This is a genomic window from Amycolatopsis ultiminotia, assembly GCF_039536925.1.
In the GTDB taxonomy this organism is placed as follows: Bacteria; Actinomycetota; Actinomycetes; order Mycobacteriales; family Pseudonocardiaceae; genus Amycolatopsis; species Amycolatopsis ultiminotia.
The window spans coordinates 197,559-219,565 of record NZ_BAAAZN010000001.1; the positions used below are offsets into that span (position 1 = coordinate 197,559).

The 22,007-nt window shown below is 71.4% G+C and carries 20 protein-coding genes; 11 read left to right on the forward strand and 9 right to left on the reverse strand.

All coding sequences use genetic code 11. The annotated features are described in order from the left end of the window. The first annotated feature begins 461 nt into the window (after positions 1–461). The 3 genes from ABD793_RS00935 to ABD793_RS00945 all read left to right on the forward strand — a co-directional run bounded on the left by ABD793_RS00935 (position 462) and on the right by ABD793_RS00945 (position 5,293). A complete protein-coding gene (locus ABD793_RS00935; RefSeq protein WP_344854283.1) occupies positions 462–2,672 on the forward strand; it encodes a hypothetical protein in 2,211 nt (736 codons plus the stop codon). Between the two features lie 17 nt (positions 2,673–2,689). Further along, positions 2,690–3,898, forward strand: a complete 1,209-nt coding sequence (locus ABD793_RS00940; RefSeq protein WP_344854284.1) for a S53 family peptidase — start codon at positions 2,690–2,692, stop codon at positions 3,896–3,898. Between the two features lie 117 nt (positions 3,899–4,015). Next, positions 4,016–5,293, forward strand: coding sequence for a cytochrome P450 (locus ABD793_RS00945; RefSeq protein ID WP_344854285.1), 1,278 nt, complete (start codon positions 4,016–4,018; stop codon positions 5,291–5,293). 1,921 nt (positions 5,294–7,214) lie between these two features. Here ABD793_RS00945 and ABD793_RS00950 read toward each other — a convergent pair. The 3 genes from ABD793_RS00950 to ABD793_RS00960 all read right to left on the reverse strand — a co-directional run bounded on the left by ABD793_RS00950 (position 7,215) and on the right by ABD793_RS00960 (position 9,564). Further along, complete coding sequence (locus ABD793_RS00950) at positions 7,215–7,841, reverse strand: alpha-ketoglutarate-dependent dioxygenase AlkB (RefSeq protein WP_344854286.1); 627 nt, start codon at positions 7,839–7,841, stop codon at positions 7,215–7,217. A gap of 341 nt (positions 7,842–8,182) precedes the next feature. After that, positions 8,183–9,160, reverse strand: a complete 978-nt coding sequence (locus tag ABD793_RS00955) for an RluA family pseudouridine synthase (RefSeq protein ID WP_344854287.1) — start codon at positions 9,158–9,160, stop codon at positions 8,183–8,185. An 11-nt stretch (positions 9,161–9,171) separates the two neighbouring features. Continuing rightward, positions 9,172–9,564: a DUF5313 domain-containing protein gene (locus ABD793_RS00960; RefSeq protein WP_344854288.1), complete on the reverse strand. Its 393-nt coding sequence runs from the start codon at positions 9,562–9,564 to the stop codon at positions 9,172–9,174. Between the two features lie 120 nt (positions 9,565–9,684). Between ABD793_RS00960 and ABD793_RS00965 the strand changes: the two genes are divergently transcribed. The 4 genes from ABD793_RS00965 to ABD793_RS00980 all read left to right on the forward strand — a co-directional run bounded on the left by ABD793_RS00965 (position 9,685) and on the right by ABD793_RS00980 (position 13,650). After that, the gene (locus ABD793_RS00965; RefSeq protein WP_344854289.1) at positions 9,685–10,128 is read left to right on the forward strand and encodes a MarR family winged helix-turn-helix transcriptional regulator; all 444 of its coding nucleotides are present in this window, start codon (positions 9,685–9,687) and stop codon (positions 10,126–10,128) included. 109 nt (positions 10,129–10,237) lie between these two features. Further along, the gene (locus tag ABD793_RS00970) at positions 10,238–11,131 is read left to right on the forward strand and encodes a TIGR03854 family LLM class F420-dependent oxidoreductase (RefSeq protein WP_344854290.1); all 894 of its coding nucleotides are present in this window, start codon (positions 10,238–10,240) and stop codon (positions 11,129–11,131) included. Between the two features lie 58 nt (positions 11,132–11,189). Further along, positions 11,190–12,338 carry a DUF1015 family protein gene (locus tag ABD793_RS00975; protein WP_344854291.1) on the forward strand — a complete coding sequence of 383 codons (1,149 nt, stop codon included), beginning with the start codon at positions 11,190–11,192 and terminating at the stop codon, positions 12,336–12,338. Positions 12,339–12,399: 61 nt separating this feature from the next. Next, positions 12,400–13,650, forward strand: coding sequence for an ATP-dependent DNA ligase (locus tag ABD793_RS00980; RefSeq protein WP_344854292.1), 1,251 nt, complete (start codon positions 12,400–12,402; stop codon positions 13,648–13,650). A gap of 128 nt (positions 13,651–13,778) precedes the next feature. Here ABD793_RS00980 and ABD793_RS00985 read toward each other — a convergent pair whose 3' ends face one another. The 4 genes from ABD793_RS00985 to ABD793_RS01000 form a co-directional block, all read right to left on the reverse strand. Continuing rightward, positions 13,779–14,048, reverse strand: coding sequence for a hypothetical protein (locus ABD793_RS00985; RefSeq protein ID WP_344854293.1), 270 nt, complete (start codon positions 14,046–14,048; stop codon positions 13,779–13,781). Positions 14,049–14,528: 480 nt separating this feature from the next. After that, complete coding sequence (locus ABD793_RS00990; protein ID WP_344854295.1) at positions 14,529–15,623, reverse strand: amidohydrolase family protein; 1,095 nt, start codon at positions 15,621–15,623, stop codon at positions 14,529–14,531. Next, a complete protein-coding gene (locus ABD793_RS00995; RefSeq protein ID WP_344854297.1) occupies positions 15,620–16,366 on the reverse strand; it encodes an SDR family NAD(P)-dependent oxidoreductase in 747 nt (248 codons plus the stop codon). Before ABD793_RS00995 ends, ABD793_RS00990 begins: the two co-directional genes overlap by 4 nt. Beyond that, positions 16,363–16,680 carry a hypothetical protein gene (locus ABD793_RS01000; RefSeq protein ID WP_344854299.1) on the reverse strand — a complete coding sequence of 106 codons (318 nt, stop codon included), beginning with the start codon at positions 16,678–16,680 and terminating at the stop codon, positions 16,363–16,365. Before ABD793_RS01000 ends, ABD793_RS00995 begins: the two co-directional genes overlap by 4 nt. Positions 16,681–16,750: 70 nt before the next feature. Between ABD793_RS01000 and ABD793_RS01005 the strand changes: the two genes are divergently transcribed. Further along, the gene (locus ABD793_RS01005; RefSeq protein ID WP_344854300.1) at positions 16,751–17,647 is read left to right on the forward strand and encodes a LysR family transcriptional regulator; all 897 of its coding nucleotides are present in this window, start codon (positions 16,751–16,753) and stop codon (positions 17,645–17,647) included. Here ABD793_RS01005 and ABD793_RS01010 read toward each other — a convergent pair. Beyond that, positions 17,617–18,642, reverse strand: coding sequence for a CobW family GTP-binding protein (locus tag ABD793_RS01010; protein ID WP_344854301.1), 1,026 nt, complete (start codon positions 18,640–18,642; stop codon positions 17,617–17,619). The two genes, ABD793_RS01005 and ABD793_RS01010, sit on opposite strands and share 31 nt — an antisense overlap. A gap of 81 nt (positions 18,643–18,723) precedes the next feature. Between ABD793_RS01010 and ABD793_RS01015 the strand changes: the two genes are divergently transcribed. After that, positions 18,724–19,230 carry a flavodoxin domain-containing protein gene (locus tag ABD793_RS01015; protein ID WP_344854302.1) on the forward strand — a complete coding sequence of 169 codons (507 nt, stop codon included), beginning with the start codon at positions 18,724–18,726 and terminating at the stop codon, positions 19,228–19,230. 89 nt (positions 19,231–19,319) lie between these two features. Continuing rightward, positions 19,320–20,615 (forward strand): MFS transporter, encoded by a 1,296-nt coding sequence (locus ABD793_RS01020; protein ID WP_344854303.1) that lies wholly within the window; start codon positions 19,320–19,322, stop codon positions 20,613–20,615. Positions 20,616–20,708: 93 nt separating this feature from the next. On the opposite strand, the gene ABD793_RS01025 is transcribed toward ABD793_RS01020, so the two are convergent. After that, positions 20,709–21,308, reverse strand: coding sequence for a hypothetical protein (locus tag ABD793_RS01025; RefSeq protein WP_344854304.1), 600 nt, complete (start codon positions 21,306–21,308; stop codon positions 20,709–20,711). A gap of 27 nt (positions 21,309–21,335) precedes the next feature. On the opposite strand from ABD793_RS01025, the gene ABD793_RS01030 reads away from it, so the two are divergent. After that, positions 21,336–21,956, forward strand: a complete 621-nt coding sequence (locus tag ABD793_RS01030) for a PadR family transcriptional regulator (RefSeq protein ID WP_344854306.1) — start codon at positions 21,336–21,338, stop codon at positions 21,954–21,956. Positions 21,957–22,007 lie beyond the last annotated feature (51 nt).

Sequence of the window (22,007 nt, forward strand, 5' to 3'; positions counted from 1 at the left end):
GTGGCGCTGGCCCTCGGCGCGGGCTGACCTCGCGTGGCGCTGGCCCTCGGCGCGGGCTGACCTCGCGTGGCGCTGGCCCTCGGCGCGGGCTGACCTCGCGTGGCGCTGGCCCTCGGCGCGGGCTGACCTCGCGTGGCGCTGGCCCTCGGCGCGGGCTGACCCCGCGTGGCGCCGGCCCTCGGCGGGGCCGACGCTGCGTGGTGCCCTTCGGCGCCGACTGATCCCGCGTGCTGCCCCGGGTGGTTTGCTCCGGACAATTCTGTTGGGCAGGGCAAGAACGCCGGAATTCGTAACGGCACCGCTGCCGTCCGGGTGACCGGGCCGTTTTCCCGGAAAGACCCTTCGAACGTCCGTTGACAGTGCTGAATGGTCCAGTCCAGTATCGATCACGTCTTCGGGTCCGCCAGCTCGGATCACGGGGTTTTTCCCCGTGCGTCGTCGTGACGAAAAGGAGAGCGGCTGTGAGAAGACCGGGACTCGGCAGGCGGATACCGCACCGCGCCGTGGTGCTGATCGCGATCGTGGCAGGCGCGTCCATCGCGGTGACCGCGCCGGTGAGTGCGCAGCCCCCGGCGGGCACTGCGTTCACCGAGGCCACTTCAGCGGCACAGCAGGTTTCGCTGATCACCGGGGACGAGGTCACCGTCTTTCCGCGGCCGGGCGGCAGTACCGGTTTTGCGCTCGCGCCGGCGAACCGGCAGCCGGTGCAGTCCTTTCAGGCCGACGGCGGCCACCGTTACGTCATTCCGGCCGTTGCCTTGCCGTATCTGGGAAAACTGGACCGTTCGCTGTTCGACGTGACTGCGCCGGCGAAGCAGAACTCCGGCCGGATCGGGCTTGAACTGTCCTTTCCCGAAGGTGCGGCGCCTGCCGCGCTGCCGGGGATCACGCTGACCTCGCGGTCCGGGAACACCGCGACCGGGTACTTCACCCCGGAATCGGCCACCGCCTTCGGTGCCGAGCTGCACCGGCGGATCGTCGCGGACGTGGCCGCCGGACGGCCTGCCGGCAGCAGCGGCCTGCCGGTCACCATCCGGGCGGCCGGGGCGGCGCAGCAGGTCCCGGAGCAGCCCCGGTACCCGATGCACGACCTGGAACTCGGCCTCAAGGATCTCGACGGCAAACCGGTGAACGGCTCGATCAGCCTGATCGACACGGATTCGGCGAGCCGGGCGAACCTGAGCGTCGACGTCGAGGGCGTCGCCAGGGTCGCGGTGCCCGCCGGGCACTACGCGGCCTACTCGACCTTCGTCGACTGGGACGCGGACGGGAACGTCAAGGCCATCCGGACCGTCGCGGTGGAAGGGTTCGCCGTGGACGACTCCGCGGCCACCGCAACCCTCACCGTGGACGAGCGGACCGCGACCGCGCCGATCCGGGTGAGCTCGCCGAAACCGGCCGCCCAGCAGCAACTCCAGACCTCCGTCTACCGGGAGGACCCGACCGGCCGGGGGCTCGGCCTGATCGTCGTGGGCCCGGAGACGCCGCAGTACGTGTCCCCGGTCGCGAAACCGTCCTCCGGGCGGCTGCACTACGTCGTGCAATGGGGCGGGGCACCGCCGAAGGCCGAGGACCGCTACCGCGTCGACCTCTCGTTCGCCGCCGAGGGGATTCCGGCCGATCAGTCGTTCGCCACCAAGGAAAGCGAGCTCGCCACGGTGCGGGACGTACTGCACGCCGACCCGGCCGACACGATGCCGGTGGCGATCGACAACGGCCCGGTCGATCCGGTGATCGAACGGCACGGGTTCGGCGCATCCGGCTTCTACCTCCCGGCACCCGGCACGCTCATCGACTACCTGGGCACCACGCACACCTCGCAGTGGGGGCAGGAGGAGGTGAAGAGCTCCTCGCGGCAGCTGATGCTCGCCGATCCGCGCCGGTACCCGGCCGGCAGCACCACGACCACGGACTGGTCCCGTGGCCCGCTCTCCTCCGGCCTCGGACAGTGGAACCGGCAGCAGACCTGCGAGGCCTGCTACTCCGGGAGCACGGTGTCACTGGCCATCCCGGCACTGCGCGACAGCATGCCGGACCACACCGCGCTCCCGCTGTTTTACGCACCGAAGGTGCACTATTCGCTGTACCAGGACGACAAGCAGGTCTTCGACCAGGACGGTGCCACCGGCGCGGTCGTCGAGGCGCCGAAGACACCGGCGGTGTTCCGGGGCGTGCTGGACGTCGACCGGACTGCGGTGCCCGGCGTCAGCCAGGCGGGCAAGATCCGGACCGAGCTGAGCGTGCGGTACGACCCGGCTGCGGAGAACCCCGTGCTGCCTGCACCGCACGTGTGCCAGCCCGCCGATTCGGCGCAGCCGTGCCGGATCCTCGGTGCGCTGACCGTGGACTACCGGCTGGACGCGGACCTCACCACCACCTCGAAGGTCGGCGGCCAGGCGCTCGCGTTGCACGTCGGGCATGCAGCGTTCAGCGGTGCCGGATCCCGATCGCCGGTCACGTCCGCGGCGGTTTCGGTCTCCTTCGACGACGGTGCCACCTGGCAGCCCGCGAAGGTGACCGGGACGCCCGGCGATTACCGGGCCACGTGGGAGAACCCGCCGGAGTCAGCCGGGAAATCGCCGTCGTTGAAGGTGACCGCGCAGGACCGGGCCGGTGACGCGATCACCCAGACGATCACCGGTGCCTACACCGTTGCGAAGGCGGGGGCCTGACCGTGGGGAGCAAGAGCATGCACCGGATTCGCCGTCGTTTCGCGGCCGTGGCTGCGGTTGCCGCCACGGCGGTCGCGTTCGTCCCGGCAGTTTCGGCTGTCCCGGCCGCGGCGGAACCACTGCCGCAGGAGGTCTGCGGTCCGGCCGCGGCCGGGTTCGCCCGGTGTTTCGCGGAAGTGGACAGCCGCCCGTCCGGCGGGTTCGGGGTGCGGGGGGCGGCGGGCACTACGGCGGGCACGGCACTGCCGGACGGCTACGGACCGGCCGATCTGCGTTCGGCCTATCGCCTGCCTGCCACCGGCGGGGCCGAGGAGACCATCGCGGTCGTCGACTCGGGGGATGCGCCGAACGCGGAGGCGGACCTGGCGGTGTACCGGAAGACCTACGGTCTCGCCCCGTGCACCACGGAGAACGGCTGCTTCCGCAAGGTCAATCAGCGCGGGGACGCGAAACCGCTGCCCCCGCGGGACGGGGACTGGCCGGTGGAGACCGCACTCGACCTCGACCTGGCTTCGGCGGCCTGCCCGCAGTGCAAACTCCTCCTGGTGGAGGGGGACGACGCGCAATTCGCTTCGCTGGGTGCCGCGGTGGACACGGCGGTCGGATTGGGCGCGACGATCGTGTCGAACAGTTACGGGGCCCCGGAAAGCAGCGCCAGCGGGGATTTCGCCGCGCACTACCGGCATCCCGGCGTGGCCGTTCTCGCGTCGAGCGGCGACGAAGGGTTCGCCGTGCCGAACGCGCCCGCCGCGTACGACAGTGTCGTCGCGGTCGGCGGCACGTCGCTGGTGAAGGCCGGCAACGCACGGGGCTGGACCGAATCGGCGTACCACGATGCGACCAGCGGGTGCTCGGCCTGGGTGGGCAAACCGGCCTGGCAGACCGATCCGAACTGCCCCGGCCGCACGGTCGCCGACGTCTCCGCGGTCGCGGATCCGGAGACCGGGCTCGCGGTCTACGAGACGACTGTCGAGACGGGCTGGACGGTGGTCGGCGGGACGAGTGCGTCGGCGCCGTTCGTGGCCGGGGTGATCGCGCTGGCCGGGCACCACGACCAGTATCCGGACGCGTCGCGGCTGTACGCGCATGCCGCACAGCTGAACGACGTCGTCGGCGGGGACAACGCCGGGACCCAGGAATGCGGCGGCGACTACCTCTGCACCGCGGTCGCCGGCTACGACGGGCCCACCGGCAACGGGAGCCCGGCCGGCCCGGCCGCCTTCTGACCCCTCCCCGCGCCCGGTTCGCCGGGACGGCCGCGCCCCGGCGAACTGCTGGTCACGGGGTGACCGCCGTCTCCGTCCCCGGTCGGGCGCGGACGCCGGTGGGGTAGGGTCGATGGCATGGGGAGTCTCCGTTCTCGTGTCCTCGCCTGGGCCGGCCGCCGGTACCTCGCCCGTCAGCAGAAACGCGGCTTCGACCTCGAGAAGATGGCGCTGCTGCCGGACGCCGCGCTGGCCCCGCTGCGCCGCGAGGGGCTCGACCCGGTGCCCGAACTGGGCCGCCGCCGGGACGAGGCGCCGATCAGCAAACTGGACCTGCCGTTCGGCATGAACGCCTGGCTGGTCACCGGTTACGACGAGGCCAAGGCCGTGCTCGGCAAGGTTTCCGAGTTCAGCAACGACTTCACCAACCTGGTCGGCAGCGCGGGCGTCACCGAGGACCAGGACCCCGGTGGACTCGGGTTCGCCGACCCGCCGGTGCACACCCGGCTGCGCAAGCTGCTCACGCCCGAGTTCACCATGCGGCGGCTGTCGCGGCTGACCCCGCGGATCGACGAGATCGTGACCGACCAGCTCGACGCGATGGCCGCGACCGAGGGGCCGGTGGATCTGTGGGAGGCCTTCGCACTGCCGATTCCGTCGCTGACCATCTGCGAGCTGCTCGGGGTGTCCTATGAGGACCGCGCCGACTTCCAGCGGCTGAGCACGGCGCGGTTCGACCTGTTCGGCGGCGCCGGTGCGTCGCTGGGGGCGATCTCGGAGTCGCTGGCGTACCTGCTCGAGATCGTCAAGAAGCAGCGTGAACAGCCCGGCGACGGATTGCTCGGCATGCTGATCAAGGAACACGGCGACGAGATCGACGATCGGGAACTGGCCGGTCTCGCCGACGGCGTGCTCACCGGTGGGCTGGAAACCACGGCCAGCATGCTCGCGCTCGGTGCACTGGTGCTGCTGCGCGATCCGGCCGCGTTCGAGGCGGTGCGCGGTGACGACGAGTCGGTGCACCGGTTCGTCGAGGAGCTGCTGCGGTACCTGACCGTGGTGCAGATGGCGTTCCCGCGGTTCGCCAAGCAGGACCTGGACATCGGGGGCGTGCACATCGGCGAGGGCGACATCGTGCTGGTGTCCTTGTCGGTGGCCGACCGCGACGCCACGCTGGGCACCGGCGATATGGACCGCTTCGACCCGACCCGCGAACCGTCGTCCCACCTGGCGTTCGGCTACGGCATCCACCGCTGCATCGGCGCCGAACTGGCCCGGATGGAACTCCGCACGGCCTATCCGGCACTGGTCCGCCGCTTCCCGAACCTCCGGCTGGCCGTCGCCCCGGAGGAGCTGGCCTTCCGCAAGGTGTCGATCGTGTACGGACTCGACTCACTGCCCGTCCTGGTGAACTGACCAAGGCCGGCTCCGGCGGGGTGTGGCCCCGGCCCGGCTCCCCAGCGGTGCGCCGCGCCGGGCACCGCCGGAGCGGGGTCCCGCCCTTCCGGCCCACGCACCGTTCAACAGCCACCGGGCGCAACCACCACGCCCCCGTCCGAGCACTGCACCACCGCGCACCGAACCCCCCCGGCGCGACAGCGTCGAGCGCCCGGCAGCCACGCGTCGATGGGCCATCCGCAGCCACACCACAACGCCAACCGGACACTACGGCGCGGCGACCGCGAACACAGCGAACGGAACGAGGCAGTAGCGGGTCGGCGCCCCTCGTTCCGCTGAGAGGACGTTCCCCCGCACCAGTCGGGGATACTCGTCCTGGTGTCCTGGTGTCCTGGTGTCCTGGTGTCCTGGTGTCCTGGTGTCCTGGTGTCCTGGTGTCCTGGTGTCCCAACGGCATCGCAACCACCCGGGGTGGAGCGACGACACCCACGGCGCGACAGCGCAACGACCGACGGCAGACGGAAATACCGCGCAAGACGTCGGCAGCCGGGCTGCGACGACCGGCCGCGGACGGCAGCCGCGCACCTTACGTTGCCGGACAGGCGGTGCACCGCTACCGGGTTCGATGGTCCGTTGTGGCTAGCCGCAGGGCGCCGAGGCCAACGCCCGGCCCGCGCGACGGCCGCCGAACGCACGACGACCGCCGACATGCTGGCCAGCACGACAACTCCCGGGTGACGATGGCTGCAAGGCAGGGACAGCACCAACGTTGACTGCCGGGTCGAGGCCGTACTGCCGGAACGACACCGTCATTCGCCGGATCGCGCGACCCGCCGGGTGACATGTCCGCCGCCGAGGCCAAGGCTGGCTAAGCGCGGCGCCAGTGCATCTGCCGAAACGGGCCCACCTGGCCCACGGCACGGCGCCGCAGCGCAGAACGGCCCCGCCGCGGCGGGGCAGCCCACCCCGGTCGGTGCGCGTCGGTGGGTGTGGCTGTGTGGGTCGGGTGAGAGTTGTGTTGTTGGAGTGGGTTTGGCGGGGTGTGGTGGGTTGGTGGTGGTGGGGCAGTTTTCGTTCGGGTCGGTGTGGGTTGGTGGGTGTGGCTGTGTGGGTCGGGTGAGAGTTGTGTTGTTGGAGTGGGTTTGGCGGGGTGTGGTGGGTTGGTGGTGGTGGGGCAGTTTTCGTTCGGGTCGGTGTGGGTTGGTGGGTGCGGTTGTGTGGGTCGGGTGAGAGTTGTGTTGTTGGAGTAGATCTCGGCTGGGCGCGGCCGCCTTGTCCGGGTGAGCTGCTTTGTCCGGGTGAGCTGCCTTGGCTAGGTGGGCCAGCGTTGGCCCGGTATGCCTGCCGCGCGCGGTCGGACCAGTTGGCCGCAGTGTGCCTGCGTTGCCCGGCTGGGGCTGCCTTGCCCGGACGCGGTTGCGTTGCCCCGGTGGGTCTGGCGTGTCCAGGGTGGCTGCCCTGCTGCGGTGTGGCCGCCTTACCAAGGGTGGTCGCCTGGCCCAGGTGTGGCCGCCTTATCCAGGTGCGGCTGCCTTGTCCGGATGCGGTCGCCTGGCCCCGGCGTGGCCGCCTTGCCAGGGGTGGTCGCCTTTGCATGGGTGGCCACCCTTGCTGCGGCGTGGCTGCCCTGCTGCGGTGTGGCCGCCTTACCAGGAGTGGTTGCCTTGCCAGGAGTGGTCGCCTTTGCATGGGTGGCCACCCTTGCTGCGGCGTGGCTGCCTGGCTTCGGCGTGGTCGCCTTGCCAGGGGTTGTCGCCTTGCTCGGCGTGGTTGCCTTGCCTAGGTGCGGTTGCTTCGTCCCGGAGTGGTCGCTTTGCCCAGCTGTGGTTGCCTTGCCGCAGGTGTGGCGGCCTCCGCTGGGCTGGGGTTGTCTGGCTCGGGTTCGGGGTGCCTCGCGCGGCGCGGGGGCCGCGGGCCTCGCCGGGAGGTGGAAGGGTTCTCAGCGCACTCCTCTCGGGCGGAACTGGATGCTGATGCGGGGGCCCACGGTGCGGGTCGTCTTCGGGATTGCGTGTTCCCAGGTGCGCTGGCAGGAGCCGCCCATGACGATCAGGTCTCCGTGGCCCAGCGGGTAGCGGTGGGAGTCTCCGCCGCCTCGGGGGCGCAGGGTCAGGTGGCGTTCGGCGCCTACCGAGAGGATCGCGACCATCGTGTCTTCCACATTGCCCCGGCCGAGGTTGTCGCCGTGCCAGGCAACGCTGTCCTGGCCGTCGCGGTAGTAGCACAGGCCCGCGGTGCGGAACGGTTCACCCAGCTCGGCCGAGTAGTGCGCGGACAGCGCCGCCCTTGCCTCGGTCAGGATCGGGTGCGGCAGTGGCGCGTGTTCGGGGTAGAAGCACAGCAACCGGGGTACGGCGACCACCCGGTCGTACATCTTCCGCCGCTCGGCCTGCCACGGAACGTCGGCCGCCAGGTGTGTGAACAGGTCCGTGGACCCCGCCAGCCAGCCCGGCAGGACGTCGATCCACGCGCCGCGGCTCAGCTCGGTGCGCCGGACGGCGGACAGCGAGCCCAGCGCCGTCGGTTCGTCCTCGCCGAACAGTGATCCCTGAAGTGCGTGCCCCATGCCGTCCAGCGTACCCCATGATCGAACACCTGTTCGAGTGACGTTACTCCGGCGGTTTCGGGTGGGCGAGCACGACGAGCCGATGCGCGCGGGCGTCCGGGGGAGGACTCGTCGTGGTAGCGCGACACCAGATCGGTCAGCAGCGTGCGGTGCGAGGCGAGTGCCCGCAGGTGGTAGTTCACTTTCTGTCGGGCCGACCGATCCGGCCGGCGAGTGCCGCGGCGGACGCGGGTTCGGTGAGTGCCGCGAGCAACCGGGTCAGGGCCGGATCCAGCGCCGCTGCCGCCCGCGCGATGGACCGTCCGCTCCACGGTCCGGCCCGAGCACCGTGCCGCGGGGCGTCAGGGTCCGGACGCGACGACCGTGCGGCGGTCCCGGTCGTTCGCCGGGGCCGCTCTCCACTCGTCCGGCGAGTCCCATGCGGACAGCCGGAGACGGCTGGTGAATCGCCGGTGCTCGCCGGTCAGCGGATCGTCGAACTCGAGCGTTTTGGCCAGCAGCTGCAACGGTTTCGTGAAGTCGTCGAGTGGTTTCTCCCGCAGCCGTGGGTAGAAGTCGTCGCCGAGGATCGGGATCCCCAGTCCGCTCAGGTGCAGGCGCAGCTGGTGCGTGCGCCCGGTGGCGGGTACGAGCCGGTAGCGGCCGAGGCCGTCCCTGTGCTCCAGAAGCTCCACTGTGGACTCCGCGTTGACCGGACCCGGCACCTCCTGGGCGGCCAGCACTCCCCGTTCCTTCACGATCCGGCTGCGCACCGTGCGCGGCAGTTCCAGCTCCGGTTCGTACCCCGCGATCGCCTCGTATTCCTTGTGCACGAGGCGATCGCGGAACATCGTCTGGTACGCCCCGCGCGCGGACGGGGTGATCACGAACAGCACCAGCCCCGCGGTCACCCGGTCGAGCCGGTGTGCCGGGGACAGCTCGGGCAGTCCGAGGTCCCGGCGCAGCCGCACCAGCGCGGTCTCCAGTACGTGCCTGCCGCGCGGGATCGTGGCGAGGAAATGCGGTTTGTCGGCCACCAGCAGGTGCTCGTCGCGGTGCAGCACGGTCATCCCGAACGGCACCGGCACCTCGTCCGGCAGGTCACGGTGGAACCAGATGAATGTGCCCGGTTCGAACGGGGCGTCCACGCCGAGCGGCCCGTGCGCGCCGAAGATCCGCCCGTCACGCAGCATCTGCTCGACCCGTTCCGGGGCCGCCCGCGGCAGCCGTGCCACCAGGTGCTCCAGCAAGCTCGTCCACGGGCCCTCGTCCGGCATCCGCAGCCGCGCGGGCTCGAGGCCGTGCCGTGGCGGGATCGGGGCGGGCAGCTTGCGTCTCATCGGCCCCGAGTCTAGTCGCCGGACTGCCGGTAGATCGCGATGTAGCGCGCCTTCGCCTCGGCGTCTGCCTCCGCGGCCTTCTCGCGGCGGATCCGCTTACCGGTGCCGGGCGGGAAACCGTTGCGGGACAACCGGTGGTCGATGCTCTCCTCCATGTACGCGCAGGAGTAGAAGTACGACACGAGCGCGGCCATCAGCACGATCGCCAGCCGCAGCTGGATCGGCCCCGGCAGCAGCAGCCAGACCAGGCAGAGCGGGGCGATGCCGACACTGCTGCGCAGCACGTGCCGCGCCTTCCAGTGTTTCGACGTGGTGTCGTGCAGCAGCCAGTCGTGGTAACGCTCGGGCAGCCGCCCGCCCACCGCATACCGGAACCAGCGGAGCACCCCGGGACGGTCCGTCATCGTGCCTCCCTCCACTACCGGATCAGCGTACCCTAATGATTAGTACACTAACCATTAGCGTGGCGAGGATCGCGTCCGGACCGCGCTAGAGTGACGTCCCGGCAGCACAGAGGAGGACGAGTGGCCGAGATCGACCTGGGTGAGGACCCGCTGAAGCTCGACCGGCAGGTGTGCTTCGCGCTGTCGGTCGCCTCGCGCAGCGTGATCGCGATCTACCGTCCGCTGCTCGAACCGTACGGGCTCACGCATCCGCAGTACCTGGTGATGCTGGCGCTGTGGGAGACCGCGCCGCGCTCGGTGAAGGAACTCGGTGCGACGTTGCGCCACGAACCGGCCACGTTGTCTCCGCTGCTGAAACGGCTGGAGGCAATCGGATACGTCACCCGCGGCCGGAGCCGGGCCGACGAACGGCAGCTGACCGTGGACCTCACCGACCGGGGCCGCGCACTGCGCGCCGAGGCCGAGAAGATCCCGTACCGCGTGGTCGCGACGCTCGGGATGGAGGTCGCCGAGCTGGAGGCACTGCACACCGCGCTCGGCCGGGTGATCGAGGCGACCGGCTGAGCCGGTCCGAACGCCCGGCGTGCGGTCCGCCGCGAGCCGGCGGGCTTGCCCGCTGGGGCATAGCCGGGCCGGGCCCGGTGTTGCCCCAGTGGAGCGGAAGGAGCACCGGGTGGGCGAGGAACTGAAGATCCGGCTGGGGGTGGCCCCGGCGCCGGGTACCGGGCCCGCGGAGTTCGCGGAGCTGGCCGGGACGCTGGAGGAGGCAGGCGTCGATTCGCTGTGGCTGTCGGAACAGATCTACGCGCGCGACGTGGACCCGATGATCGGCATGACGCACGCGCTGGCGCGGACCGGCCGGCTGAAGGTCGGTACCGGCGTGACGATCCTGCCGGGGCGGCATCCGGTGCTGGTCGCCAAGCAGCTCGTGACGCTGGCCGGGCTGGCGCCGAAACGAGTGCTGCCGGTGTTCGGCCTCGGTCCGGCCCGACCGGCCGAAAACGTCCTCTTCCCGGTGCCGAAAGGCAGGCGTGCGGCCGTCTTCGACGAGTCGCTGACCTTGCTGCGGCAGCTGCTGGAACGCGACGAGGTGGACTTCCACGGTGAGTTCTTCCAGGTCGAGGGCGCCACCATCGGGCCACGGCCGGCGAAGCGGCTCGACGTGTGGCTGGGTGGCAGCGCACCCGCCGGACTGCGCCGCGCGGGACGGCTTTCCGACGGCTGGCTCGGCAGTTTCCACTCGCCGGAACAGTCCCGCGGCGCGCGGATCGCGATCCAGCGGGCGGCCGCCGAAGCCGGGCGCGAGATCGAGGCCGACCACTTCGGCCTGAGTCTCGCGGTGGCGGCCGACGGCGTTCCGCACGGGCTGGGCGAGGTCGCCGCCCGGCGCAACCCGGACGTACCGCTGACCGAGCTCGTGCCGACGAACTGGGCGCAGGCCCGGCGATTGCTGGAGCAGCACATCGACGCCGGGCTGTCGAAGTTCGTCATCCGGCCCGCGACCCCCGGCGACTACCGGCGGTTCCTCGACGGATTCCTGCGCGAGCTGGCGCCGTTGCAGAACTGAGCGCGATCGGGCGGCGTTGCACGGACCGGCTCGCGGAACCGGCCGCCATGATGGGGCGATGGACACGTGGGTGCGGCCGATCCGCCGCGGATGGGTGGTGCGCGGCGAAGTGCCCGGACCGGACGTCGACGAGTTCGCCGAACCCGGCGCGGTGACCGCGGCCCTGGCCTCCCCGGCCGGTGCGGGAGACACGCTGCTGGCCGCGCAGCATCCGGCGCGCACGCCGAACGCGCTGGCCAAGGGCCTCGGCCTTGCCGACGCGGTGCCGCAGGCCCGTGCGACGCTGGCGCGGTTGCGGGCGCGGCACTACCGGTCGTTGAGCGGGTTCGTGGCGGCGTACCGGATCGAGGGGCGCGACGCCGCCGCGTCCGGCGTACTGGGCATGGTCGACGTGCGGGGGCTCACTGCGGGAGCCGCACACGTGCGGCACACCGAGGAGGTCTACCCCGAAGTGGTCGCGGAGCGGGCCGCGGTGCTCGCCGGACTGGGCTGCGCGACGAGCGCCGCACTGCTCGTGCCGGTCGACGACGGTGCCGGGCTGAGCGGCGCGGTCGAATCCGCCTGCGCCGGCCGTCCCGACGTGTCCACTGTGGATCGTGCCGGACGGGTGCACGAGCTGTGGGTGGTCCCGTCCGGCACCGTGCAGGAACGACTGGTGCGGGCCGCCTCCGCCCGCGATCTGCTGGTGGCCGACGGCAACCACCGGGTCGCCGCGGCGGCCGCCACCGGCTCCCTGCTCGCCCTGATCACCGACGGTCCGCGACTGGGGATCGGCGCGATCCACCGGGTGCTCGCCGGCACCGGGCTCACCGCGGACCGGCTGACCGAGGCGTGGCGCACGGCCGGGCTGGAGGTGACGCCGTCGCCGGACCGCAGCCCGCCCTCGTCGCCCGGCATCGCGGTGGTCCTGGCGGGCGAGACGGCGTTGCGGGTGCGGCTTCCGGCGGACGACCCGCTGGTGATCGACCACGAGGTGGTGGAGCGGATGCTGTTCTCCCAGGCGTTGGACCTCGCCCCGGACGGTCCGCAGGTGCGCCCGCTGCCGCCGGGTGCGCCGGTGCCACCGGAGGCGGACGCCGTGGTGCAGCTCGCGCCGGTGCCGTTCGAGACGGTCCGCGCGGTGCACGCAGCCGGGCGGCGGATGCCGCGGAAGGCCACGTATTTCACCCCGAAACCCCGCGGCGGCCTGGTGCTCGCCGAACTGTGAGCACTGCGGCCGGGGGAGGAGAAGGTGCAGGTCAGCATCCGTTCCGCCTAGGATCGCCGACGTGCAGCTCCCCGTGATGCCGCCGGTGCGGCCGATGCTCGCCAAAGCCGTGCGCGAGGTGCCGCGGGCCGCCGGGCTCCGGTACGAGCCCAAATGGGACGGCTTCCGTTGCGTGGTGTTCCGCGACGGCGACGAGGTCGAACTGGGCTCCCGCAACGACCGGCCGCTCACCCGCTACTTCCCGGAACTCGTCGAACTGCTTGCTGCCGCACTGCCGCCGCGGTGTGTGGTCGACGGTGAGATCGTCCTGGTCACCCCCCGTGGCCTCGACTTCGGGGCGTTGCAGCTGCGGCTGCACCCGGCGGCCAGCCGGGTACGGAAGCTCGCCGCGGAGACGCCGGCCAGCTTCGTCGCGTTCGACCTGCTCGCACTCGAGGACCGGGACCTCACCGGAGAGCCGTTTTCACGGCGGCGAGAGCTGCTGGAACAGCTCCTCGGCGGCGAACCCGGCGGCGAACTGCAGCGGGTGCACCTCACCCCGCTCACCGCCGATCCGGACGTCGCGCAGGACTGGTTCACCCGCTTCGAGGGCGCCGGCTTCGACGGGGTCATGGCCAAACCCGCCGACCAGCCCTACGAACAGGACCGGCGGGTGATGTGGAAGGTCAAACACGAACGCACCGCCGACTGCGTCGTCGCCGGATTCCGCTGGCACAAGGACGGCCAGGGCATCGGCTCACTGCTGCTCGGACTGTTCGACGACGAAGGGACGCTGCACCACGTCGGCGTCGCCAGCAGCTTCACCCGAGCCCGGCGCGGCGAACTGGTCGACGAACTGGCGCCATGGCGGGAGAACGCACTCGACGGGCACCCCTGGCGCAGCTGGGCAGAGTGGAATGCGGGGTGGAATGCCGCCTCCGCGGGAGGGAGTGCGTCGGCGGGGTGGAATGCCGCCTCCGCGGCAGGGAGTGCGTCGGCGGGGTGGAATGCCGCCTCCGCGGGAGGGAGTGCGTCGGCGGGGGAGAGTGCGTCGGCGGGGGAGAGTGCGTCGGCGGGGCGGGAGCAAGGCACTGCTGCGCGCCGGCCCGGCGCGAACAGCCGGTGGGCGCCGGACAAGGACCTGTCCTGGGAGCCGTTGCGTCCGGAGCGGGTGGCTGAAGTGCGTTACGAGCACCTGCAAGGCGGCCGGTTCCGGCACGGCGGGCGGCTGGTCCGCTTCCGGCCGGACCGCGACCCGGCCTCGTGCACCTACGCGCAGCTCGACGAGGCGCCGCCGACCGAGCTCGCGGACCTCTTCCGCGAAGCACGCTGAGCCGGCAGCGGGTCGATGCAGGGCCGGGCAAGGCCGTCGTGGCCGGGCGGGCCGAGAACGCATGCCGATCCGCACCGCAGCGTTCGTGGTGCTGCTGGGCACGTTCGGCTCGCTGCCGGTGACCGCGTTCAGCCGAGTGGCAGGTCGAAGGCCAGCTGCTCCAGGCCGTCCGCCGGATGCGGGGTGCCGGAGAGCGTGGCCGCGCAGTCCGGGCACGGGGTGACGTGCCCGGTGCCCGGTGCGGTGAGGTCGATCGGGGTCCAGCTGCGCGAGTCCCGCTCCCCGCATGCGGAGCGGCGGTAACGCAGGTCGTCCGAGCGGGTCATCAGGTGCGCGACGGGGCGTTCGTCGGGCAGTGCGCCGACGAGGTACCACCGGGTCGTGCTCGTCTCCACCATGGAACTGTCCTCCTGGGAGGCCGGTTCGAGCTGTACACGCCCGTCCATCGTGCGTCCGGCACCGCGCGGATCGACGCGTTTGCGGTTGTTCGGCGTGGCGGGACTTGCCGGAGCGCTACGGGCCGTGGAAGACGGTCTGCAACCGGTTCTGGCGCTGGTCACGCATCGGCACCCTGTCCGCGCCGGTAGCGCAGGTGCAGGTGATCGCCGGGGCGATGGACGAACTCGACCGCGAGGTCTCGGTCGGCTCCAGCATCGTGCGGGCGGATCAGCACGCTGCCGGCGCCCGCCGCGTGACTGCGTCCCACACAGGGGAAGCACGCTCGTGCGGTGGACACAGCGAGCCAGGTGATCATGCCATCGATCGGTCCCGCGGCGGACCCACCACCACGATCCACCTCGCCTGCGACGGTCACCGACGACCGTGATCGATCGTGCTGACCGGGGGCAATGTGCACGGCTGCACGATGTTCACCCAGGTCATGGCGGGAGTCGAGTTCCATCGACCGGGTCCGGGGCATCCGCCGGCCCGGCCGAATCGCCCTGGCCACGCTGCTCATCTGGCTTTGAAGACACCCCCTGGCCGATCCCGAACACCCGTTCGGCCGTGCGGTGGCTGATTGCGGATCGCTGGTCCTCGGTCAGCGGGGTGTCCCGCAGGAAGGTCAGTGCCGCCGCCGGATCCTCGTACGGGGTGTCGATCGCGAACATGATCCGGTCCTCGCCGACCGTGCGCAGGGCCAGTTCGACCACGTCCGGATCGTCGATGCCGCTCGTGGTGATCACGAAGTTGCGCCGGAAGTACTCGCTCGGGGTGAGCGACAGCCGCGGCATGGGGGTGGCAGCACCGGCTGTGCGCGCCGCGAACGCGTGCCGGTTGTCGATTCGCCGCAGCCAGTACGGGATGCCTTCGCCGAGATGACCGAGCACGACGGTCAGCTCCGGGAAGCGGTCGAGGGTGCCGCTGAGGATGAGCCGCATGGCGTGCAGCCCGGCTTCTGCCTGGTAGCCCCAGATCGCGCCGGACAGGCCGTGGTCGCGGTAACCCTCGGAGCTGCCCGGAGCGCGCGGGTGCAGGTAGATCGGTGCCCGGTTCGCTTCGGCGGACGCCAGCAGTGGCGCGAAGCCCGGTTCGTCCAGGTACCGCCCGCCGGTGTGCGAGTTGATCATGACGCCGTGCAGTCCGAGCGGGCCGACGGCCCGCTCGATCTCGGCGGCCGCGGCGGACGGATCCTGCGGGGCCACCGTGGCCAGCCCGCCGAACCGGTCCGGCCGCCGTCGCACGATCGCGGCCAGCGCGTCGTTGAACTGGACGGCCAGTGGCACCGCATCGGGGCCGGGATAGGGCTGGACCCCGGGCGGATTGAGGCTGAGCACCGCCACGTCCTGGCCGAGGGCGTCCATGTCCCGCAGCCGGAGGTCGAGGTCGGTGAGCCGGGTGCGGAGCGCGGGCAGCGTCTCCACCCTGCGCATCAGGCCGACCTCGGTCTCGTCGCCGGCTGCGACGGCCAGCCCGTGTGCGACCCGCAGGAATGCTTCGGTGGACAGGTGCTCCTCGACCGCGACGACCTTCACGCCCGCCTCCCGCCGTCGACCGACAGCGCGATCCCGGTGACGTAGGACGCGGCGTCGGAGCAGAGCCAGACCGCCGCGGCCGCCGCCTCCTCAGGTGTGGCCAGCCGGCCCAGCGGGGTGATCGCCTCCTGCTGCGCGATCATGTCGGTGCCGGCTGCCACCTTCTCGAAACCGGGGGTTCGGGTCGGGCCGGGACAGACCGCGTTGACCCGGATGCCGTCCGGTGCGTAGTCGAGCGCGGCGGCCTTGGTGAGCCCGACGACCGCGTGCTTGGCGGCCACGTAGGCAGGGGCACTCGGGATCGCGTACAGGCCGCCGTTGGAAGCGACATTGACGATCGCGCCGCCGCCGCCGTCGAGCAGCGGCAGCTCGTACTTCATGCACAGGTAGGTCCCGGTCAGGTTGACCTGGACCACGCGCTCGAACTCGTCCAGGGGCATCTCGTCGAGCTGCCGGTGGTGCGCGGCCCGTCCGGCGTTGTTCACTGCGAAGTCCAGTCCGCCGTAGGTCTCGACCGTGCGCTCGACGGCCGAGCGCACCGAGGTTTCGTCCGCGATGTCGACCGCGATCGCCAGCGCTTCACCGCCGTCCTCGGTGATCATTTCCACGGTCTCGGCCGCGGTGGCCTCGTCGAGGTCGAGCACCGCGACCGCGGCGCCGGTCCGGGCGAATTCCCGTGCCGCGGCGCGCCCGATGCCGCTGCCGGCACCGGTGACCAGTCCGGTTTTGCGGGTGCCGGTCATGACAGCGGCTCGTGGTTCGCCCAGGCGACCCGGTACGGATGCCGCGCCTGCCAGCGTGCGATCACCTCGTGCACCCCGGGTGCGGCGAACGTCTTCGCCAGCGTGTCCGTGTCGGCGACCGAGACCTGCACGATCGCGGTCGCGATCAGCGCCGGGATGGCCTCCTCACCGGGGATCGGAAGGTGGCGCCCGGTGGTGACCGACTGCGTGAGACCGGTGCCGAGCATAACCTGTTCGATGTCTTTGAGATACTGATCCAGCTCGCTGTCCTGAACGGGCTGATCGAACGAAACAATCATCGTGTGCATGACCATGCCTCGATTTTCGGCGCGTCACGGCCCCGGTGTCCAAGACCGCTTCGCTCTTCGGCGATAACCTGCAGGCATGACCGAACTGGAAACCCGCGAACTCGGGTACTTCCTCGCGGTGGCCGACGAGCTGCACTTCGGCCGGGCCGCGACCCGGCTCTCGATCGCCCAGCCGGCGCTGTCGAAGGCGATCCGCCGGATCGAGGTCCGGCTCGGCGTCCCGCTGTTCCTCCGCTCCAGCAGGCACGTCGAGCTGACCCCGGCCGGACGGGCACTGCAGGAGCACGGCAGGCACGCGCTCAATGCGCTCAGCGCCGCGGTGCGCAGCGCGCGCCGGGCCGGCGACGCCGACGCCCACCTGCGGCTCGTGCTCAAGCCCGGCGGCGATGCCGGCCTGCTGTCCGGGATCCTCGGCGAGTACTCCCACCAGCCCGACGCCCGCCGGGTGGACATCCTGTTCAGCGGCGCCGTCGACCGCACCGATTTCCTGCTCGACGGCCGGGCCGACGTCGGACTGCTCTACGCGCCCTTCGACGATCTCGACGGACTGGCCCACGAGACCCTGCACACCGAGGAGCGCGTCGTCATCGTCCCGGCCACGCACCGGCTGGCCGCTCGGCCCGCGGTCCGTCTGTCCGATCTGGACGGTGAGATCCTGCCGCGCTGGAAAGGCATTCCCGGCGGGGACGGCACCGGACCGGAGGTCACCGACGTGCTCCAGCTGTTCCAGATGATCGCCGTGGGCCGGATGGTCGGGGTGCTGCCCCGGTCCCTGGTCGAACCGGTTCCGGCAGGCCTGGTCTGCGTGCCGGTCACCGATGCGCCGCGCAGCCGGCTCGTGCTCGCGTGGAACGAACGGGACCGTCGTGCGCTGGTCGCGTCGTTCGTGGCGGCTGCGGTGCAGTACCGGGAAAGCGCTCTCGACCCGGTTCGGCCGGGCGCTCAGTCCTCGGCGGCCGGTTCGTCGAGGTAGCGCAGGATGCGCAGCAGGCCACGCTCGTCCGGGGTGTCGTCGTCGGCCAGGCAGGCCTCGAGGCGGCGGGTCACCGCATCGGCATCGATGCCGGCGCCGATCAGCACCAGTTCGGTGCGGCGCGGACCGGGTGGCCAGGCCGAGCGGTCGAGCTGCACGAAAGCGCCGACGGTGTGCAGTCCGAAGCGTGACCGGGTATCGGCCGAGCCGAGGTCGAGCTGTCCCTTCACGCGGTACAGGCCGGGCGGGCGTTGTTCCAGGAACGCCAGGAAACGCCGCGGTGACAGCGGGCGGTCCGCGGTGAACGTGACGCTCTCGTACTGCGTGTGCAGGTGCCGGGAGTGGTCGTGCTCGTCGGCCCGCAGATCGTCGAAGGACAGCTGGCCGTAGCTTTCGCGAGGGCGCGGGTCGAAGAACAGTTCGGGCTCGACCCGGCCGTGGTCGGTCACCAGCAGCGGCACCCCGGGTGCGAACTCCTCCACGGTGGCACGCACCTTGGCCAGGTTGCCGGCGTCCACCCGGTCGGCCTTGTTGAGGATCACCAGGTCGGCGATGCGCAGGTGCTCGGTGAGCTCGGGATGCCGTGCCCGGGTCGGCTCGAACTCGGCGGCGTCGAGGACCTCGGCCAGTCCGCCGTAGCGGATGTCCGGGTTCTCGCTGGCGATCATCAGCCGCAGCAGATCTCGTGGCTCGGCGATGCCGCTCGCCTCGACCACGATCACGTCGATGCCCGCTTCGGGCCGGGACAGCCTGCCCAGCATGGCGTCGAGACCACTCGCGTCCACGGCGCAGCACAGGCAGCCGTTGCCGAGCGAGACCATCGTGTCGACCTGACCCGCCACCGCGAGCGCGTCCACGTTGACCCGGCCGAAGTCGTTGACCACCACGCCGACGCGGGCACCCTTGCGGTTGGCGAGCAGGTGGTTCAGCACCGTGGTCTTGCCGGCGCCGAGGAACCCCGTGACGAGCACCACCGGAATCCGCTGCCTGGCCACTGTCCCTCCTCCCGGTCCGGCACCGACCCTATCGTCCGGATCCCGTGGCCGGGCAGCTGCCGAGGGCGGACAATGGGGTGCATGACCGCAGTCCTCGTCGCCTCCGCCGGCAAGCACGGGGGCACGCGCGGGATCGCCGAGGTGATCGCAGAGGAGCTGCGCGCGTGCGGCCTGACCGTGGACGTGCGCGACGCGGCCGAGGTCGACGACGTGCGGGAGTACGCCGCGGTGGTCGTGGGGAGTGCGCTCTACTACTGGCGCTGGCGGCCGGAGGCGGTGCGGTTGCTGGAACGGCACACCGAGGCGCTGCGTTCGCGACCGGTGTGGCTGTTCCACAGCGGCCCGTGCGGCCCGGACGTACTGCCACCCCGCGTGAGCCTGCCCGCCAGGGTGGCGCTGCTGGCCGCCGCGATCGATGCCGAGCGCACCGCGACCTTCGGCGGCAGGCTGGATCCGGCCACCGCACGCGGGTTCGCCGCGCGGATACTGGCCGGCGGCAGGCGGGCAGGCGACTTCCGGGACTGGCACCGCATCCGTGCGTGGGCGCGCGACATCGGCCGTCGCGTCCGCGCACCCGCCCAGACCTGATCCGGTTCGCCCGTTTTGCTTGATATGACAGGCTTTTCGGCTTCGGTGCGACTGTTGCCGATCCGCCCGGCCAGGTGTAGACCAAGCCGGTGACCGAAAGTGCTGCCCCCGCGCCGGAAAAGCGCAAGCTCTCCGCGGACCAGCGGAACTCCTTCCTCGCCGCCTGGCTCGGCTGGAGCATGGACGCGTTCGACTACTTCCTCGTCGTGTTCGTGCTCGTGGACATCGAAAAGGACGCCTCGTTCGGGGCGAGCGCCACACAGCTGGCCTTCATCACCACCGCGACGCTGGTGATGCGCCCGGTCGGCGCGCTGGTGTTCGGGCTGTGGGCGGACCGGGTGGGCAGGCGCATCCCGCTGATGGTGGACGTGCTGCTGTATTCGGCCGCCGGCGTGCTGTGCGCGGTGGCGCCGAACTTCACCGTGCTGCTGATCCTGCGCTTCGTCTACGGCATCGGCATGGGCGGCGAATGGGGTCTCGGCGCCGCGCTCGCCATGGAGAAGATCCCGGTGCAGCGGCGTGGGTTCTTCTCCGGCCTGCTGCAGGCCGGCTACTCCGCGGGCTACCTCTTCGCGGCGCTGGCGTACCTGCTGTTCCACACCGCGTTCGGCCTCGGCTGGCGCTGGCTGTTCGTGCTGAGCGTGATCCCGGCGCTGATCAGTCTGCTGATCCGGGCGCGGGTCAAGGAATCCGAGGTCTGGCAGTCGACGCGGGAGAAGATGCGCGTCACCCGGACCTCGGTGCGCGACGTGCTGCTCAACCCGAAGGTGATCCGCCGGTTCGGCTACCTGATCCTGCTGATGACCGCGTTCAACTGGATGAGCCACGGCACCCAGGACCTGTACCCGACCTTCCTCAAGGCGACCGAGCACGGCGGCGCCGGCCTGAGCGCGGCGACGAGCACGTGGATCGCGGTGATCTACAACATCGGCGCGATCGTGGGCGGGCTGGCGTTCGGCTCGCTGTCGGAACGCTTCGGCAGGCGGCTGACGATCGTCGGCGCCGCGGTGCTCGGCCTGCCGATCATCCCGATCTTCGCGTTCGACCACGGTGCCGGGATGCTCGCACTCGGCTCGTTCCTCATGCAGATCATGGTGCAGGGCGCGTGGGGCGTGATCCCGGCGCACCTGAGCGAGATGTCGCCGGACGCAATCCGCGGGTTCTTCCCCGGCGTGACCTACCAGCTGGGCAACCTGCTGGCCGCGCTGAACCTGCCGATCCAGGAGAGCATCGCACAGTCGCAGGGCTATTCCGCGGCTCTGCTCTGGACGGTGATCCCGGTGCTGGTCGCGGTCGCGGTGCTGACCGCGGTGGGCAAGGAGGCCAAGGCGATCCGCTTCGGCGGGGAGGCGGCGACCACCGCTCCGGCGACCCCCGGCAGCTGATTTCCGGCCACCCCCAGGTCCCCCTCAGGGCGTTGACCTGGGGGTTTGCCGTCGAGTTATTGGCGATATATCGTGGCCATGTCGGCGATACAGCTACGATAGGAGAACGACATGACGAGGACAGCGGGCGGCGACCACGTTTTCGGCGGTTTCGGCGGACCGGAGCGAGGCTTCGGCTTCGGGTTCGGCGGGCACGGGGGACGCGAGGGGCAGCGTCGGCACGGGAGTCACCACGGCTTCGGCAGGCGCGGCGACTTCGACGTGCACGGAGACCTCGGCGCGGGCGGTGCTTTCGACCAGCGCAGCGGCTTCGGTGCACGCCGGGGACCCGGTGGACCCGGTGGTTTCGGATTTCCACCGGGCACGGACCGGCACCGGGTGCCCGGCGGGCCAGGCGGCCCCCGGGGGGAACACGGGGACCTCGGCGCGCACATCGGATTCGGTGCTCGGCTGGGTGCAGGAGAGCAGCACGGCTTCGATGGGCACGGTGGCTTCGGTGGTCCCCCCGGGGCACGGGAGCGGCATGGGTTCGGCGGGCCCGGGGAATTCGGGGTTGCCGGGGAACACGGTGGGTTCGAGCGCGATCCGAGGGCCGGAGAGCATGGCGGGTTCGGGGTTCCACCGGGCACCGGAGACCACGGTGGGTTCGAGGTTCCACCGTGGGGCGGGGAGCGCGGGGGCTTCGGTGGGCACCGGCCGCCGGGCGGGGACGAGGACGGGGTGCCGTTCGGGGCCGAGGCGCGCGGGCCGGGCTGGTTCCCGCCGATGCCGCCGGGGCCGCCGGGGCCGGAATTCGGCGGGTACCCCGGTTTTCCGGGCTTTCCCGGGGGACCGGCCGGGTTCTTCGGCCGCGGTGGTCCGCGCGGTGGCCGGGCGCCGGCACGTCCGGTGCGGCCCGCGGTGCTTGCCCTGCTCGCCGAGGAGCCACGGCACGGCTACCAGCTGATGCAGGAGATCCGCCGCCGTACCAACGACGAGTGGCGTCCGAGTCCCGGGTCGATCTACCCGATCCTGCAGCAGCTCGAGGACGAGGGGCTGGTGCGCACCGCGGACGAGGGCGGCCGTCGCGTCGCGCACCTCACCGAGGCGGGCCGCGAACACGTCGCCGGGCGTGCGGAGGAATTCGCGGCGCTGTGGGAATCCCGCACTCCGGAGGATTCGCCCGGTGCGGACCGTTTCGCTGCCGTGCACCAGCAGATGAGCGAACTGGCTGCAGCTGCGGCACAGGTCGCGCACGTCGGAACCGAGTCGCAGGTCACCGAGATGCGCAAGGTCCTGCGTGAAGCCCGGCGCAGGCTGTACGCGCTGCTCGCCGCGGACCCGGACGAAACCGACGACTGAGCACGGCGGGGCGGATCCACAGTGGACCCGCCCCGCCGTCGTACCGGGCTT

Bases quoted from the DNA above. Each gene is read 5' to 3' on its own strand.
- ABD793_RS01000 (WP_344854299.1), bottom strand. From the start codon at position 16,680: ATGGTCATGCACACGATGATTGTTTCGTTCGATCAGCCCGTTCAGGAC.
- ABD793_RS00975 (WP_344854291.1), top strand. From the start codon at position 11,190: ATGGACACGTGGGTGCGGCCGATCCGCCGCGGATGGGTGGTGCGCGGC.
- ABD793_RS00945 (WP_344854285.1), top strand. From the start codon at position 4,016: ATGGGGAGTCTCCGTTCTCGTGTCCTCGCCTGGGCCGGCCGCCGGTAC.
- ABD793_RS01015 (WP_344854302.1), top strand. From the start codon at position 18,724: ATGACCGCAGTCCTCGTCGCCTCCGCCGGCAAGCACGGGGGCACGCGC.
- ABD793_RS00955 (WP_344854287.1), bottom strand. From the start codon at position 9,160: ATGAGACGCAAGCTGCCCGCCCCGATCCCGCCACGGCACGGCCTCGAG.
- ABD793_RS00995 (WP_344854297.1), bottom strand. From the start codon at position 16,366: ATGACCGGCACCCGCAAAACCGGACTGGTCACCGGTGCCGGCAGCGGC.
- ABD793_RS00985 (WP_344854293.1), bottom strand. From the start codon at position 14,048: ATGGTGGAGACGAGCACGACCCGGTGGTACCTCGTCGGCGCACTGCCC.
- ABD793_RS00940 (WP_344854284.1), top strand. From the start codon at position 2,690: ATGCACCGGATTCGCCGTCGTTTCGCGGCCGTGGCTGCGGTTGCCGCC.
- ABD793_RS00950 (WP_344854286.1), bottom strand. From the start codon at position 7,841: ATGGGGCACGCACTTCAGGGATCACTGTTCGGCGAGGACGAACCGACG.
- ABD793_RS00960 (WP_344854288.1), bottom strand. From the start codon at position 9,564: ATGACGGACCGTCCCGGGGTGCTCCGCTGGTTCCGGTATGCGGTGGGC.
- ABD793_RS01005 (WP_344854300.1), top strand. From the start codon at position 16,751: ATGACCGAACTGGAAACCCGCGAACTCGGGTACTTCCTCGCGGTGGCC.